This is a genomic window from Aeromicrobium sp. 636 (assembly GCF_024433585.1).
In the GTDB taxonomy this organism is placed as follows: domain Bacteria; phylum Actinomycetota; class Actinomycetes; order Propionibacteriales; family Nocardioidaceae; genus Aeromicrobium; species Aeromicrobium senzhongii.
This window is the reverse complement of record NZ_WNJU01000001.1, coordinates 946,218-960,474: the sequence shown is the minus strand read 5'-3', so window position 1 is coordinate 960,474 and position 14,257 is coordinate 946,218. Positions and strand designations below refer to the sequence as shown.

Genomic DNA, 14,257 nt, shown 5'->3' with positions numbered 1-14,257 from the left:
CCAAGGAGAGACACCATGACCCGCACCCTCAGCCTCAACGCCTTCCTGCACGACACCGGCCACCACGAGGCCTCGTGGCGCCACCCCGACTCCGCCGCCGAGCGGGTGTTCGACATCGACTTCGCGGTCGAGAACGCCCAGATCGCCGAGCAGGCCAAGTTCGACGCGATCTTCTTCGCCGACGGGCCGGGGGTGTGGTCGGCCACGCCGCACCGTCCCGCCGGTCACCTCGAGCCGATCACGCGCCTCGCGGCGATCGCCGCGCGCACCGAGCGCATCGGCCTGATCGCCACCGCCTCGACGACGTTCTACGACCCCTACAACCTGGCGCGCCTGTTCTCGTCGCTCGACATCTTGTCGAACGGCCGGGCGGGCTGGAACATCGTCACGACCCAGTCGGAGGCGATCGCGCGCAACTTCAGCCTGAAGGAGCTGCCCAGCCCGTCCGAGCGCTACCTGCGCGCCCAGGAGTTCATCGACGTCGTGACGAAGCTGTGGGACAGCTGGGAGGACGACGCGATCCTCGCCGACCGCGAGTCGGGCGTGTTCTTCGATCCCGAGAAGGTGCACGCGATCAACCACGTGGGCACGCACTTCCAGGTCGAGGGGGCCCTCGCGGCACCGCGCTCACCCCAGGGCCGTCCCGTCTACGTCCAGGCGGGTTCGTCGAACGACGGGCGCGCCTTCGCCGGCCGCAACGCCGAGGCGATCTTCACCGCGCACCAGACGATCGAGGACGCGCAGGCCTTCTACGCCGACATCAAGGCGCGCGCCGTGGCCTTCGGTCGCTCGCCCGACGAGGTCAAGATCCTCCCCGGCATCAGCCCGTTCATCGCCGACACCGAGGCCGAGGCCGTCGAACTGCAGCACTACGTCAACTCGCTCACGGTGCCGGCGTACGGGCTCGCCCAGCTCGAAGGGCTCGCGGGCGTCTCCCTGGCCCACCTCGAGCTCGACGAGGCCGTGCCGCGCGAGATCTTCGGCGAGGCCGGGAACGTCCTGGACAACAACCGCAGCCGCCTGCAGGTCATCGCCAACATCGTGGAGCGCGACCGCCCGACCCTGCGCGGGCTGCTCCACCGCCTCGCCGGCGCCCGGGGCCACAACGTCGTGGCCGGCACGCCGACGCAGGTGGCGGACATCATCACCGACTGGTTCCAGAACGGGGCCGCGGACGGCTTCAACGTCATGCCGCCGCTGTACCCGCAGCTGCTGGAGGCGTTCACCGAGGGCGTCGTGCCGATCCTGCAGGACCGTGGCCTGTTCCGCACCGAGTACACGGGTCGCACCTTGCGCGACCACTTCGGCCTGGCCCGGCCGGAGTCGCTGTACGCGGCGGACCCGACCGAGGAGGCCCACGTTGTCTGACCAGCCGGTGTCCGAGCCCGTCCGCACGGCCGTCGTCGTCGGCAACCCGAAGCCGGCGTCACGCACGCTCTCCGCCGCCACGCACGTGGCCCGTGAGCTGACCGGTGCCGAGCCGGACCTGGTCGTCGACCTCGCGACGCTCGGGGTGCAGGTGCTCGACCACGGCTCGGCCCGGGTCGCCGAGCTGGTCGGGCTGGTCGGCCGGGCCGACCTCGTCATCGTGGCCTCACCGACCTACAAGGGCACGTACACGGGCTTGCTGAAGGTGTTCCTCGACCGTTTCGCCGGTGGCACGGGGCTGCGAGGGCTGGCGGTGCCGCTGCTGCTGGGTGCGGGTCCGCAGCACGCCCTGGCGTCGGAGCTCACGCTGCGTCCGGTCCTCACCGAGCTCGGAGCGACCGTTCCGGGGCGCGGGCTGTTCATCCTCGACACGCAGTACGAGGAGCCGGCCGCCTACGATCCCTGGCTCGAGGAGGTCCGGCCGCTGGTGCGGGCCCTGCTGCAGGCGGTCGCATGACGGCCGCGTTCCCGACCAACCAGGACCTGGACCCGCGGCGGTTGCGCACGGCGTTCGGCAACTTCCCCAGCGGTGTGGTGGCGGTGGCGGCCGAGGTCGACGGGGCGCCGGTGGGCCTCGCGGCCAGCAGCTTCACGAGCGTCAGCCTCGATCCGCCGCTGGTGTCGATCAACCTCGCCGCGACGTCCAAGACCTGGCCCGACCTGCGACGCGCGGTCAGGCTGGGGGTCACGGTGCTCGCCAGCCATCACGGCCCGTTGTGCCGCCAACTGGCCGGCGCGGTCGAGCAGCGCTTCACCGGCATCGACTACAGCGTCAGCCCTGAAGGGTCGATCTTCATCGACGACGGGATGGCCACGTTCGACACGACGATCCATCGCGAGGTGCCCGCCGGCGACCACATCCTGGTGCTGCTGGAGCTCCACGCGGTCGAGCATCGCTCCGACGGGGGACCGCTGTTGTTCCACCGCAGTGTGTTCGGTCAGCTGGCGGCAGCCGAGTGATGCAGGGACGTGAGAGGGCCCCGCATCGCCGAAGCGGTGCGGGGCCCTCGACCGTTCACGCGCGGTCGCGCTCCGCGGCGATCGTCGTGTCGTCACCGTGACCGGTGTGCACGACCGTCTCGCCCGGGAGGGTGAACAGACGCGCGGCGATCGACTCGCGGATGACGTCGGCGTCGCTGTACGAACGGCCCGTCGCGCCGGGACCACCGTGGAAGAGGGTGTCGCCCGTGAAGACGCAGCCCAGGTCCTCGGCCAGCAGGCACGTCGCGCCGGGAGCGTGGCCCGGCGTGTGGATCGCGCGCAGGGTCGTGCCGCCGACCGTGAGCTCGGTGCCGTCCGTGAGGTCGCGGTCCCAGGACACGTTCGTGTGGGTCAGCTCCCACAGCGGCCGCTCGTCGGGGTTGAGCCAGATCGGGGCGCCGGTCCGCTCGCGCAGCTCGGGGGCGACGCGGCAGTGGTCGTCGTGCGCGTGGGTCAGCACGATCGCGGTGACCCGGCGGTCGCCGACGATCTGCATGATCGCGTCCACGTCGTGCGGGGCGTCGATGACGATGCACTCGGCGTCGTCACCGACGACCCAGACGTTGTTGTCGACGTCGAACGTCTCGCCGTCGAGGCTGAAGGTGCCCGAGACGACGCCGTGGTCGATGCGCGCGGTCATCAGAGCACCACCACCGAGCGCAGCACGTCGCCGTGGTGCATCTTCTCGAAGGCCGCCTCGACGTCCTCGATGCCGATCTCCTCGGTGACGAAGGCGTCCAGGTCGAGCCGGCCCTGCTGGTACAGGTCGACGAGCATGGGGAAGTCGCGGCTGGGCAGGCAGTCGCCGTACCAGCTGGACTTCAGGGCCCCGCCGCGTCCGAAGACGTCGATCAGGGGCAGCTCGGGGACCGTCATGTCCGGCGTGGGGACGCCCACCAGGACCACGGTGCCGGCCAGGTCGCGGGCGTAGAACGCCTGCTTCCACGTCTCGGGACGGCCGACCGCCTCGATCACGACGTCGCGACCTTCGGCGCCCTCGTAGGTCTCGGCGCAGATGCGCTTGATCTCCTCGACGGGGTCGACCTTCGAGGAGTCGACCGTGTGGGTCGCGCCCATCTTGCGTGCGGCCTCGAGCTTCGCCGGGTCGATGTCGACCGCGATGATCGGGCTGGCGCCGGCGAGGGCCGCACCCGCGACGGCGGCGACCCCCACGCCGCCGCAGCCGATGACGGCCGCCGAGCGGCCCCGGGTCAGCGCGCCGGTGTTGATGGCCGCACCGATGCCGGCCATGACGCCGCAGCCGAGCAGGCCCACGGCCGCGGGCCGGGCCTGCGGATCGACCTTCGTGCACTGGCCGGCGGCGACGAGGGTCTTCTCGATGAACGCGCCGATGCCCAGCGCGGGCGAGAGCTCCGTGCCGTCCTCGAGCGTCATCTTCTGCTTGGCGTTGTGGGTGGCGAAGCAGTACTGCAGGTCACCGCGCTTGCACGCACGGCACTCTCCGCAGACGGCGCGCCAGTTCAGGACGACGAAGTCACCGGGAGCGACCTCGGTGACACCCTCGCCGACGGCCTCGACGATGCCGGAGGCCTCGTGGCCGAGCAGGAACGGGAACTCGTCGTTGATGCCGCCCTGGCGGTAGTGCAGGTCGGTGTGGCAGACACCGCATGCCTGGATCGTCACCACCGCCTCGCCCGGGCCGGGGTCGGGAACGTTGATGGTGACCAGTTCGACCGGTGCGTCCTTCGCTCGCGCGATGACGCCCTTGACCTGCTGCACGGATGACTCCTCGTGTCGGGGGTGGTGATCTGTCGAGCCTGCCAGACGACCGTCTGCGAGCGGTAGTGGGACCCGCTCCCGGCGTCAGGTGACGCGCGGTACCGGATGCTGAGATCGCAGGGAGAAACGCTCGACATTCGAACAGATGCACAATAAGATGTGGGTATGGATCCGGGGGTTGATGAGTTGGTCGGTGCACTGCGCGCGGCGGCGCACGCCGTGCGCTCGGTGACGACGTCGACCGCCGATGAACTGCGCGCGCTGGTGCAGGCCCGTGACGCGGTCGAGGCTGCGATGGCCGAGCGCCTCGCGGAACTCGAGCAGACCCAGGGGTACGTGGCTGAGGACGCGTCGAGTGTGTCGACGTGGGCCCGGCGTGAGTTGCGTCAGGATGCGCGGCGCACCCGCCAGCTGATCACCGCGGCGGGGACGATGTGTGAGTTGCCGCAGGTGGGGGAGGCCGCGAGGGCCGGTCGGATCTCGATCGATCATGTGGCGCGGTTCTCGTTCGCGTTGGCCCATGTCGACCCGGTCGAGGTGCGGCGGTTGGAGTCACACCTGGTCGCCGTGGCGCTGCTGCACCCGCCGTCGCGGGTCAAGGCGTTGGTCGACCGGTTGCGGGCCATCCTCCATGCCGAGGAGTTGGACGAGGCGTGGATCGCCGGCGCGGACAAGGCGCACTTGACGTTGAACCCGTTGCAGGACGGGTGGCACGTCACCGGGTTCCTGCCCATCGACGTCGGGGCGAAGCTGAAGGTCGTGCTCGATGCGGTCTCGGTGCCGCGGGAGGCGGGAGACCGGCGCTCCGCCTCCGAGCGGCGCATCGACGGCCTCGACCAACTGCTCGCCCGGGTCCTGGCTGACGGTCTGCCCACCGACGGCACCGTGCGTCCCCAGATCCACGTCATCGTCGATGCCGGCACCCTGCAACGCGCGCTCGCACCCGGCGCCGAGAGCGCGTTAGAGCGCGTTCGAGCCGGTCGAGCCGGCCGTCCTGCACGGCTTCGGCCACATCGGACCGAACCTGCTGGCGCACCTGACCTGCGGCGCCGACCTGATTCCGGTCCTGGTCGACCACATCGGACCGAACCGCACCGTCCTGGATGTCGGCCGTCGTCACCGGGACGCCACCGCGAAGCAACGCCACGCGGTCTGGGTGCAACAAGACGGCCGCTGCGCCACCGACCACTGCCACCACAGCATCGACCACGTCCACCACCGCAGACGGTGGTCCGACGGCGGCCCCACCGACTTGGCCAACCTCGTCGGACTCTGCACCGCCTGCCACCGCCACACCCACCGCCACGACACCGTCCTGGCGAGAGCCGGCTGAATCCCGCGACGGTCATGTCCGATTCCCGCGAGAACTGTTGCCGGGGCTGAGACAGGATGGGAGTCATGGACCCCGTCGACTGCTACCGAGCCGTGAGTGCCCGGGACGCGCGGTTCGACGGCGTCTTCTACACGGCGGTCCGGACGACGGGCATCTACTGCCGACCCTCGTGCCCGGCCATGACGCCGCGCGAGGCCAACGTCGGCTTCTACCGGTCGGCGGCCGCCGCCGAGCGGGCCGGCTTCCGTGCCTGCCGGCGGTGCCGGCCCGACAGCACGCCGGGCTCGCCGGAGTGGAACGTCCGGGCCGACGTCGTCGCACGCGCCGTCCGACTGATCGGTGACGGCGTCGTCGAGCGCGAGGGCGTGAGCGGGTTGGCCGGCCGCCTCGGTTACAGCGAGCGTCAGGTCAATCGCCTCGTCACCGCCGAGCTCGGTGCGGGCCCACAGGCGATCGCGCGCAGCAACCGGGCCCGCACGGCTCGGCTCCTGCTCGAGACCACCGCGATGCGCGCGGCCGACGTCGCCTTCGCCGCCGGATACGGATCGGTGCGGCAGTTCAACGACTCCATCCGCGAGTCGTTCGGGCTCACTCCGCGCGAGTTGCGTGCCCGGTCGCGCCGCTCGACCCACGACGGTGCCGGTCGCATCCGGCTCGAGCTGGCCGTCCGGCCGCCGTTCCATGGGGCGGGTCTGCTCGAGTGGCTCGCCCCGCGGGCGATCGAGGGAGTCGAGGCCGTGGGCGAGCGCACGTACGCCCGGATCCTCAACCTGCCGCACGGCGTCGGCGCGGTCGAGCTGGAGCTGCACGGCGATCACGTCACGGCCGATCTCGAGCTGACCGACCTGCGCGACCTGGCCACGGCGGTGCACCGCTGTCGCCGGCTGCTCGACCTCGACGCCGATCCCGTCGCGATCGACGAGGCGCTGTCGACCGATCCGCTGCTGGCCGACCTCGTCCACGAGGTCCCGGGCATTCGGCTGCCCGGCCAGGTCGACGGGTTCGAGATGGTGCTGCGTGCGATCGTCGGCCAACAGGTGTCGGTGGCCGGCGCCCGCACGATCCTGGGCCGGATCGCCCGTTCGCGTGGCACCGAGGTCGACCTCGCGCTGGCCCGTCGTCACGGGCTCACCCACGCCTTCGCCACCGCCGAGTCCGTCGCCGAGGCGGCCCCCGAGGAGTTCGCCATGCCCCGCGGCCGGGCCGCAGCGATCCTCGAGGTCGCGCATGCGATCGCCGCGGGCGAGCTGGACCTCGATCCGGGCGCCGACCGCGAGCGGGCGAGGGAGCAGCTCCTGGCGATTCGGGGGATCGGCCCGTGGACCGCCGACTACGTCAGGATGCGGGCGCTCGGCGATCCCGACGTCCTGCTCGACACCGACCTCGTGCTGCGGCGTGTCCTCGCGCGCGAAGGGCTCGACCGGGCACGCACCGACCGGTGGCGGCCATGGCGGTCGTACGCCTCACTGCACCTGTGGAGGACCGCATGAAGACACGTTGGATGGACTCACCCGTCGGCGGCCTGCGCCTGTACGTCGATGCGGGGCTGCTCACCCGCATCGCCTTCGACGCCGAGCCCGACGGGGAGCGCGACGAGGACGACCTGCTGGACGAGGTCGAGCGACAGCTGACCGAGTACTTCGCCGGTGAACGACGCGAGTTCGATCTGCCGGTCGCCGCCGACGGCACCGAGTTCCAGAAGAAGGTGTGGGCCTACCTGCGCAAGATCCCTTACGGCGAGACGGTGACCTACGGGCAGATCGCCACCGACCTGGGCTACGAGCCCGGCATCTCGCGCGCCGTCGGGGCGGCCAACGGCGCCAACCCGATCCCGATCGTCGTGCCGTGCCATCGGGTGGTCGGCTCGGACGGCAAGCTCACCGGGTACGCGGGCGGCGTCGAGCGCAAGACGATCCTGCTCGAGCTGGAGCAGCCCGGCCTGTTCTAAGGCCGGTCTGCTCCGCGGGGGTCAGCGACGCAGGTTCTGCGAGAGCTTCTCGGCAGCCGCCACGACGGCCGGCGCGTGCATGCGACCGGGCTGGCGGGTGAGGCGCTCCAGGGGACCCGAGACCGACACCGCGGCGACGACCTTGCCACTGGGGGAGCGGACGGGGGCCGAGACCGAGCCGACGCCCGGCTCGCGCTCGCCGACGCTCTGCGCCCAGCCGCGCTTGCGCACGGCGGACAGCTCGGCGGCCGAGAACGTGGCCTTCATGAGGCCCTTGTTCATGCGCTCGGGGTCCTCCCACGCCAGCAGGACCTGGGCGGCGGAGCCCCCCGACATCGTCAGCTGGCTGCCGACGGGGATCGAGTCGCGCAGACCGGTCGGCCGATCGGCGGCCGAGACGCACACGCGGTGGTCGCCCTGACGTCGGAACAGCTGGGCGGACTCGCCCGTGATGTCGCGCAGTCGAGCCAAGACGGGGCCGGCGGCGGCGAGCAGTCGATCCTCGCCCGCAGCAGCGGCCAGCTCGGACAACCGCGGGCCTAGAATGAAGCGACCCTGCATGTCGCGCGCCACCAGTCGGTGGTGTTCCAGGGCCACCGCGAGGCGGTGTGCGGTGGGCCGTGCCAGGCCCGTGGCGGTCACCAGACCGGCCAGCGTCGCCGGTCCCGGCTCGAGCGCCGCCAGTACGAGGGCGGCTTTGTCAAGAACGCCGACTCCGCTAGAGTTGTCCATGTCTTGATACTGCCGTATCGCATTGTGAGACGCAACCCCCGAACTGAGAGAGAATCATGGGCAAGACGCTCGCTGAGAAGATCTGGGACGACCACGTCGTCCGTTCCGCCCCGGGAGAGCCGGACCTGCTGTTCATCGACCTCCACCTGCTCCATGAGGTCACGAGCCCGCAGGCGTTCGACGGACTGCGTCTCTCCGGGCGCAGTGTGCGTCGTCCCGACCTCACCTTGGCGACCGAGGACCACAACATCCCGACGACCGACCTCGACAAGCCGATCGCCGACCCCGTGTCGCGCACGCAGGTCGAGACGCTGCGCCGCAACTGCGCCGAGTTCGGCGTCCGCCTGCACCCGATGGGCGACATCGAGCAGGGCATCGTCCACGTCGTCGGGCCGCAGCTGGGCCTGACCCAGCCGGGCATGACGATCGTGTGCGGCGACTCGCACACCTCGACGCACGGCGCGTTCGGCTCGATCGCCTTCGGCATCGGCACCAGCGAGGTCGAGCACGTCCTGGCCACCCAGTCGCTGTCGCAGGCCAAGCCCAAGATGATGGCCGTCGACGTCGTCGGCGACCTGCCCCCGGGCACCACCGCGAAGGACCTGATCCTGGCGCTCATCACCCAGGAGACCACCGGCGGCGGCCAGGGCTACATCGTCGAGTACCGCGGTGAGGCGATCCGCAAGCTCTCGATGGAAGAGCGCATGACGATCTGCAACATGAGCATCGAGTGGGGCGCCAAGGCAGGCCTCATCGCTCCGGACCAGACGACGTTCGACTACATCCAGGGCCGCCCGCACGCGCCGCAGGGCGCCGACTGGGACGCCGCCGTCGAGTACTGGAAGGGCCTCGTCTCCGACGCGGACGCCCACTTCGACAAGGTCGTCACGATCGACGCCTCGCAGGTCACGCCGTGGGTCACGTGGGGCACCAACCCCGGTCAGGGCGTCGCGCTGTCGGGCCTGGTCCCGAACCCGGACGACTTCGCGGACCCGGACGAGCGCGAGGCCGCGGCCAACGCGCTGCGCTACATGGGCCTCGAGGCCGGCACGCCGATGCGTGACATCACGGTCGACACGGTTTTCGTCGGCTCGTGCACCAACGGCCGCATCAGCGACCTGCGTCGCGCCGCCGACCTGATCAAGGGCAAGAAGGTCGCCGACGGCACGCGCATGCTGGTCGTCCCCGGCTCGGTGCGGGTGCGCCTGCAGGCCGAGGAGGAGGGCCTCGACGTCGTCTTCAAGGAGGCCGGCGCCGAATGGCGTGGCGCGGGCTGCTCGATGTGCCTGGGCATGAACCCCGACCAGCTCACGCCGGGCGAGCGCAGTGCCTCGACCTCCAACCGCAACTTCGAGGGCCGTCAGGGCAAGGGTGGCCGGACCCACCTGGTCTCGCCCGACGTCGCCGTCGCCACCGCCGTCACGGGCCACCTGGCCTCGCCGGCCGAGCTCTGAGGACGCACACCATGGACAAGTTCATCTCGCACACCGGCGTCGGCGCCCCGCTGCGCCGCAGCAACGTCGACACCGACCAGATCATCCCCGCGGTGTACCTGAAGCGCGTCACCCGCACGGGCTTCGAGGACGGTCTCTTCGCCGCGTGGCGCAACGATCCCGAGTTCGTGCTGAACCAGCCCGCCTACCAGAACGCCACCGTGCTGGTCGCCGGTCCGGACTTCGGCACCGGCTCCTCGCGCGAGCACGCCGTGTGGGCCCTGCAGAACTACGGCTTCAAGGTCATCATCAGCCCGCGCTTCGGTGACATCTTCCGGGGCAACTCGGGCAAGGCCGGGCTGCTGGCGGCGCAGGTCGACGAGAAGGTCGTCGCCGCGCTGTGGGCGTACCTCGAGGCCAACCCGGGCGCTCAGATCAGTGTCGACCTGGAGTCGCGCACGGTCTCGGCCGGCGAGGGCGTCGACCGGATCGAGGACTCGTTCACGATCGACGACTACACGCGTTGGCGTCTGCTCGAGGGCCTCGACGACATCGGCATCACGCTGGGCCACGCGGACGACATCGCCGCCTACGAGGCGAAGCGTCCGAGCTTCAAGCCCGCGACGCTCTGACGCTCGCGCCTGACATGGGACGGCCGTACTAGGGTCGTCCCATGTCACGCACGCGTCCCCTGCCACCCGTGCTCCGGGTGGTCGTGTGGATCCTGCGACCGATCTTCATGGTCGTGACCCGTCGCGACTGGCGCGGCGACGAGCATCTGCCGACGTCCGGCGGGTACGTCATCGCGGCCAATCATCTGTCGTACACCGATCCGTTCCTGCTCGGCCACTGGCTCGTCGACCACGACATCCCGCCGCGCTTCCTGGTCAAGGACCCGCTCTTCGCCGTGCCGGTCATCGGCCGGCTGCTGCGGATGGCCGAGCAGATCCCGGTGTACCGGGGCACCGGCCTGGCCGCCGAGTCGCTGCGGGCCGCGATCCACGCCGCCGCCTCGGGCTCGATCGTCACGATCTACCCCGAGGGCACGATGACGCGCGATCCGCAGGGATGGCCGATGTCGGGCCGCGACGGCGCCGTCCGCACCGCGCACGCCGCGGGCGTGCCGCTCGTGCCCGTGGCCCAGTGGGGCCCGCAGGAGATCATGTGGCCGTACCGGCGCGAGTTCCGGCTGTTCCCGCGCAAGACGATCCACGTGTTCGCCGGTGCGCCCATCGACTTGTCCGACCTGGGTGATCACCCCACTCAGGCCCAGTTCCACGCCGCGACCGATCGGCTGATGGACGCCATCACGGCGCTGCAGTCGCAGATCCGTGGCGAGGTACCCACCTCGCCACGCATCGACGTCCGCACGCTGGGCAAGCCCAAGACCCGATATGAGGAGAGCTGATGGTCACTGCTGCAGTCATGGGAGCCGGGTCCTGGGGCACCGCCTTCTCGATCGTGCTGGCCGACGCCGGCCACGACGTCCACCTGTGGGGACGTCGTGAGGAGACCTGCGCCAACATCAACGAGCGTCACGAGAACACCGAGTACCTCCCTGGTCTCGAGCTGCCCGAGACCATCCGCGCCACGACCGATCCCGCGACGGCCCTGGCCGGCGCCTCGATCGTGGTGCTCGCCGTGCCGTCGCAGACGCTGCGCGCCAACCTCGAGTCGTGGGGCCACCTCATCGATCCGTCGGCCGTGATGGTCAGCCTGATGAAGGGCGTCGAGCTGGGGTCGCACCTGCGCATGAGCGAGGTCATCGCCGAGCTCACCGGCGCCGGTCCCGAGCGGATCGCGGTGATCACCGGGCCCAACCTCGCCAAGGAGATCGCGCGCCGCGAGCCGGCCGCCAGTGTCGTCGCGTGCGCCGACGAGTCCGTGGCGTTGCAGTTGCAGAAGTACTGCCACACCCCGGCGTTCCGCCCTTACACGAACCAGGACGTCGTCGGCTGCGAGCTGGCCGGCACGGTCAAGAACATCATCGGCCTGGCGGTCGGGGTGTGCGACGGCCTGGACTTCGGCGACAACACCAAGGCCTCGGTCATCACGCGCGGCCTGGCCGAGACGGCGCGTCTGGGGCTCGCGATGGGCGCCGACCCGATGACGTTCATGGGCCTGGCCGGTCTGGGCGACCTCGTCGCCACGTGCTCCTCGCCGCTGTCGCGCAACCGCACCTTCGGCGAGAAGCTCGGCCGTGGCATGACCGTCGAGGAGATCACCTCGCAGACGCGCCAGGTGGCCGAGGGCGTGAAGTCCTGCGTCTCGGTCGCCGAGCTTGCGCGCCTGCACGGCGTCGACATGCCGATCGTCGAGCACGTCCGCGCCCTCGTCGACGGCACCATGACCCCGACCGAGCTCGTCGAGACCCTCATCAGCCGCTCGGCCAAGGCCGAGACCCGCTGACCCCCGTCCCGAGATTTGCTCCCAAACTGACCTTTGAGCCGGGCTCAAAGGTGAGATGCGGAGCAAATCTCGGGGCTGGAGGGTGTCTGGTGCTCAGCCCAGGGCGTTCTCGATGTCGGCCCAGAGGTCCTCGACGGCCTCGATGCCGACGCTGAGCCGGATCAGGCCCGCGGGGATGGTCTCCGGCTCGGCGGGGAAGCGGCGCCGGCGTTCCCACGTCGACTCGACGCCGCCCAGGCTGGTGGCGTGGGTGATGACGCGGCTGGCCTCCGTCGCGCGCTGGGCGTGCTCGGCGTCGTCGATCACGAAGCACACCATGGTCCCGAAGCCCGGGTAGCGGACCTCGGCGACGGCCGGGTGGGCCTTGAGCCGGTCGGCCAGGATCGCCGCGCTGGACTCGGCACGGTCGAGCCGGACGGCGAGGGTGCGGACGCCGCGTGCGGCCAGGAAGCTCTCCAGCGCGCCGGGGATGGCGCCGTGCAGCGACCGGTGCTGCAGCAGGCGCTCGAACAGTGCGTCGTCGGCGGTCGCCATGACGCCGAGGACGAGGTCGCTGTGCCCGCCGAGCAGCTTCGAGGCCGAGTGGGCCACGATGTCGGCGCCGTACGACAGCGGCCGATCGCGCAGGGGAGTGCGGAAGGTGTTGTCGACGGCGACGAGGGCGCCGGCGTCCTTCGCGGCGGCGACGAGCGTCGGCAGGTCGCCGACCTCCATCGCCGGGTTGGTGGGCGACTCGAGCCAGACCAGGTCGGCGCCGGCGAAGGCCTCGATGCTGCTCTCGGTGTCCGACGGATCGATCAGGCGCACCTCGTACGGCCCGCTCTGCACGAGGCTCGTCGTGCCGTTGTAGCCATGACGGGGGAGCACCACGACCGCGCCCGGCTCGACCAGTCCTAGGGTGGCCGCGGCCGTCGCGATGCCCGAGGCGAAGGCCAGGGCACGGCCGCCCTCGAGCGCACCGACGACCTGCTCGAACGACTCGTAGGCCGGGTTGCCGTGGCGGCCGTACTCGAAGTCGCCACCGGCGTGGAACGAGCTCGCGAGGGTGATGGGGGCGTTCAGCGGCGTGCCGGGCTGCTTGGCCGGGCGACCTGCGATGACGGTCACGGTGTCGGGCTGCATGGTTCCAGTGTCACAGGCGGGTAGAGTCGAATCGATGCGCACCACGATCGCCGTTGTCTTCGGAGGCCAGTCCAGTGAGCACGGTGTCTCGTGCCTGACGGCGCGGGAGGTGCTCGCTGTCATCGACCGCGACCGGTACGACGTCGTCCCCGTGGGGATCACGACCGACGGCCGGTGGGTCGAGGAGACCGCCGTCTGGGACGACCTCGAGCCCGGCGTCCTGCCGAAGGTCCGCGACGACATGCCTCCGTTCTCGTGGGACCGCATCCGTGATCTCGACGTCGTCTTCCCGCTGCTGCACGGCCCGTGGGGTGAGGACGGCACCGTCCAGGGCATGCTCGAGCTGTCCGGAGTCCGCTACGTCGGCGCGGGCGTGCTGGCCAGCGCCGTGGGCATGGACAAGCCCTTCACCAAGACCGTGTTCTCGGCCGCCGGTCTGCCACAGCTGCCGTACGTGACGATCCAGCCGTGGGAGTGGGACGCCAAGCGCGACCGCGTCCGGGCCCGGGTCCACGCGCTCGGATTGCCGGTGTTCGTCAAGCCCGCGCGCGCCGGCTCCAGCTCGGGCGTCACCCCGGTGCACCACTGGGAGGACTTTGACGTCGCGGTCGAGACGGCTCGGACGTTCGATCCCAAGGTCATCGTCGAGTCGGCGGCGAACGGCAAGCGCGAGGTCGAGTGCGCCGTGATCCAGGACGAGCACGGCATGCCGATCGCCAGCGAGGTCGGCGAGATCGTCGTGGCCGCCGAGGCCGATCACGAGTACTACGACTTCGAGGCCAAGTACCTCGACGGAACCAGCACCAACGTCGTGCCGGCTGACCTGCCCGAGTCGGTGCGTCAGCGGATCCGCGAGTACGCGCTGCAGGCCTTCGACGCGATCGGCTGCGAGGGTTTGGCGCGGGTGGACTTCTTCCTCACCGACAGCGTCGGTGGCGGCCTGGTGATCAACGAGATCAACACGATGCCCGGGTTCACGCCGTTCTCGATGTTCCCCAAGCTCTGGGCGGCGTCGGGCGTGGACTACCCCGAGTTGGTCGAGCGCCTCATCCAGTTGGCCCTGCAGCGCCCCCTCGGCCTGCGCTGACCCCGCGGCTCTGCCGCACCTCCCCGCCCCGTCCCGAGATTTGC

Annotated in this window: 17 protein-coding genes; 11 read left to right on the top strand and 6 right to left on the bottom strand. The window is 70.8% G+C overall.

Annotated features, from left to right (window positions below; genetic code table 11):
* Positions 1-15: 15 nt before the first annotated feature.
* The 3 genes from GL325_RS04675 to GL325_RS04665 are packed head-to-tail and all read left to right on the top strand — an operon-like array spanning position 16 to position 2,388.
* Positions 16-1,368, top strand: coding sequence for an LLM class flavin-dependent oxidoreductase (locus tag GL325_RS04675; RefSeq protein WP_154595399.1), 1,353 nt, complete (start codon positions 16-18; stop codon positions 1,366-1,368).
* Complete coding sequence (locus GL325_RS04670) at positions 1,361-1,885, top strand: NADPH-dependent FMN reductase (RefSeq protein WP_223110960.1); 525 nt, start codon at positions 1,361-1,363, stop codon at positions 1,883-1,885. Before GL325_RS04675 ends, GL325_RS04670 begins: the two co-directional genes overlap by 8 nt.
* Positions 1,882-2,388, top strand: coding sequence for a flavin reductase family protein (locus GL325_RS04665; protein WP_187768746.1), 507 nt, complete (start codon positions 1,882-1,884; stop codon positions 2,386-2,388). The genes GL325_RS04670 and GL325_RS04665 overlap by 4 nt, the downstream gene beginning before the upstream one ends.
* 55 nt (positions 2,389-2,443) lie before the next feature.
* Here GL325_RS04665 and GL325_RS04660 read toward each other — a convergent pair whose 3' ends face one another.
* The 4 genes from GL325_RS04660 to GL325_RS16085 form a co-directional block, all read right to left on the bottom strand.
* Positions 2,444-3,049 (bottom strand): MBL fold metallo-hydrolase, encoded by a 606-nt coding sequence (locus GL325_RS04660; protein WP_187768745.1) that lies wholly within the window; start codon positions 3,047-3,049, stop codon positions 2,444-2,446.
* Positions 3,049-4,149, bottom strand: coding sequence for an S-(hydroxymethyl)mycothiol dehydrogenase (locus tag GL325_RS04655; RefSeq protein ID WP_187768744.1), 1,101 nt, complete (start codon positions 4,147-4,149; stop codon positions 3,049-3,051). The genes GL325_RS04660 and GL325_RS04655 overlap by 1 nt, the downstream gene beginning before the upstream one ends.
* 84 nt (positions 4,150-4,233) lie before the next feature.
* A complete protein-coding gene (locus GL325_RS16090) occupies positions 4,234-4,641 on the bottom strand; it encodes a hypothetical protein (RefSeq protein WP_223110959.1) in 408 nt (135 codons plus the stop codon).
* Between the two features lie 60 nt (positions 4,642-4,701).
* On the bottom strand, positions 4,702-5,052 hold the full coding sequence (locus tag GL325_RS16085) for a hypothetical protein (RefSeq protein ID WP_223110958.1): 351 nt from the start codon (positions 5,050-5,052) through the stop codon (positions 4,702-4,704).
* Between the two features lie 253 nt (positions 5,053-5,305).
* Between GL325_RS16085 and GL325_RS16080 the strand changes: the two genes are divergently transcribed.
* The 3 genes from GL325_RS16080 to GL325_RS04635 all read left to right on the top strand — a co-directional run bounded on the left by GL325_RS16080 (position 5,306) and on the right by GL325_RS04635 (position 7,430).
* Positions 5,306-5,482, top strand: coding sequence for an HNH endonuclease (locus GL325_RS16080; RefSeq protein ID WP_223110957.1), 177 nt, complete (start codon positions 5,306-5,308; stop codon positions 5,480-5,482).
* 65 nt (positions 5,483-5,547) lie between these two features.
* Positions 5,548-6,972 carry an AlkA N-terminal domain-containing protein gene (locus GL325_RS04645; protein WP_304518840.1) on the top strand — a complete coding sequence of 475 codons (1,425 nt, stop codon included), beginning with the start codon at positions 5,548-5,550 and terminating at the stop codon, positions 6,970-6,972.
* Positions 6,969-7,430, top strand: a complete 462-nt coding sequence (locus tag GL325_RS04635; protein ID WP_187768741.1) for a methylated-DNA--[protein]-cysteine S-methyltransferase — start codon at positions 6,969-6,971, stop codon at positions 7,428-7,430. Before GL325_RS04645 ends, GL325_RS04635 begins: the two co-directional genes overlap by 4 nt.
* Positions 7,431-7,451: 21 nt before the next feature.
* Here GL325_RS04635 and GL325_RS04630 read toward each other — a convergent pair whose 3' ends face one another.
* Positions 7,452-8,162: an IclR family transcriptional regulator gene (locus GL325_RS04630; RefSeq protein ID WP_154595391.1), complete on the bottom strand. Its 711-nt coding sequence runs from the start codon at positions 8,160-8,162 to the stop codon at positions 7,452-7,454.
* Positions 8,163-8,218: 56 nt separating this feature from the next.
* Here GL325_RS04630 and leuC point away from each other — a divergent pair, with 56 nt between their 5' ends.
* The 4 genes from leuC to GL325_RS04610 are packed head-to-tail and all read left to right on the top strand — an operon-like array spanning position 8,219 to position 12,004.
* Positions 8,219-9,616 (top strand): 3-isopropylmalate dehydratase large subunit, encoded by a 1,398-nt coding sequence (leuC, locus tag GL325_RS04625; RefSeq protein ID WP_187768740.1) that lies wholly within the window; start codon positions 8,219-8,221, stop codon positions 9,614-9,616.
* Positions 9,617-9,627: 11 nt separating this feature from the next.
* Positions 9,628-10,227: a 3-isopropylmalate dehydratase small subunit gene (leuD, locus tag GL325_RS04620; protein ID WP_154595389.1), complete on the top strand. Its 600-nt coding sequence runs from the start codon at positions 9,628-9,630 to the stop codon at positions 10,225-10,227.
* 41 nt (positions 10,228-10,268) lie between these two features.
* Complete coding sequence (locus tag GL325_RS04615; RefSeq protein WP_187768739.1) at positions 10,269-11,003, top strand: 1-acyl-sn-glycerol-3-phosphate acyltransferase; 735 nt, start codon at positions 10,269-10,271, stop codon at positions 11,001-11,003.
* Positions 11,003-12,004, top strand: a complete 1,002-nt coding sequence (locus tag GL325_RS04610; RefSeq protein ID WP_154595387.1) for an NAD(P)H-dependent glycerol-3-phosphate dehydrogenase — start codon at positions 11,003-11,005, stop codon at positions 12,002-12,004. Before GL325_RS04615 ends, GL325_RS04610 begins: the two co-directional genes overlap by 1 nt.
* A gap of 93 nt (positions 12,005-12,097) precedes the next feature.
* Here GL325_RS04610 and GL325_RS04605 read toward each other — a convergent pair whose 3' ends face one another.
* A complete protein-coding gene (locus GL325_RS04605; protein ID WP_187768738.1) occupies positions 12,098-13,126 on the bottom strand; it encodes a PLP-dependent aspartate aminotransferase family protein in 1,029 nt (342 codons plus the stop codon).
* Positions 13,127-13,160: 34 nt separating this feature from the next.
* Here GL325_RS04605 and GL325_RS04600 point away from each other — a divergent pair, with 34 nt between their 5' ends.
* Entirely contained in the window at positions 13,161-14,213 is a 1,053-nt protein-coding gene (locus GL325_RS04600; protein ID WP_154595385.1) for a D-alanine--D-alanine ligase family protein, read from the top strand.
* Positions 14,214-14,257: the final 44 nt, after the last annotated feature.

Bases quoted from the DNA above. Each gene is read 5' to 3' on its own strand.
- GL325_RS04645 (WP_304518840.1), top strand. From the start codon at position 5,548: ATGGACCCCGTCGACTGCTACCGAGCCGTGAGTGCCCGGGACGCGCGG.
- GL325_RS04665 (WP_187768746.1), top strand. From the start codon at position 1,882: ATGACGGCCGCGTTCCCGACCAACCAGGACCTGGACCCGCGGCGGTTG.
- GL325_RS16090 (WP_223110959.1), bottom strand. From the start codon at position 4,641: ATGATCGATCGAGATCCGACCGGCCCTCGCGGCCTCCCCCACCTGCGG.
- leuD (WP_154595389.1), top strand. From the start codon at position 9,628: ATGGACAAGTTCATCTCGCACACCGGCGTCGGCGCCCCGCTGCGCCGC.
- GL325_RS04610 (WP_154595387.1), top strand. From the start codon at position 11,003: ATGGTCACTGCTGCAGTCATGGGAGCCGGGTCCTGGGGCACCGCCTTC.
- GL325_RS04605 (WP_187768738.1), bottom strand. From the start codon at position 13,126: ATGCAGCCCGACACCGTGACCGTCATCGCAGGTCGCCCGGCCAAGCAG.
- GL325_RS04615 (WP_187768739.1), top strand. From the start codon at position 10,269: ATGTCACGCACGCGTCCCCTGCCACCCGTGCTCCGGGTGGTCGTGTGG.
- GL325_RS04675 (WP_154595399.1), top strand. From the start codon at position 16: ATGACCCGCACCCTCAGCCTCAACGCCTTCCTGCACGACACCGGCCAC.
- GL325_RS04660 (WP_187768745.1), bottom strand. From the start codon at position 3,049: ATGACCGCGCGCATCGACCACGGCGTCGTCTCGGGCACCTTCAGCCTC.
- GL325_RS04635 (WP_187768741.1), top strand. From the start codon at position 6,969: ATGAAGACACGTTGGATGGACTCACCCGTCGGCGGCCTGCGCCTGTAC.
- GL325_RS04630 (WP_154595391.1), bottom strand. From the start codon at position 8,162: ATGGACAACTCTAGCGGAGTCGGCGTTCTTGACAAAGCCGCCCTCGTA.
- leuC (WP_187768740.1), top strand. From the start codon at position 8,219: ATGGGCAAGACGCTCGCTGAGAAGATCTGGGACGACCACGTCGTCCGT.
- GL325_RS04600 (WP_154595385.1), top strand. From the start codon at position 13,161: ATGCGCACCACGATCGCCGTTGTCTTCGGAGGCCAGTCCAGTGAGCAC.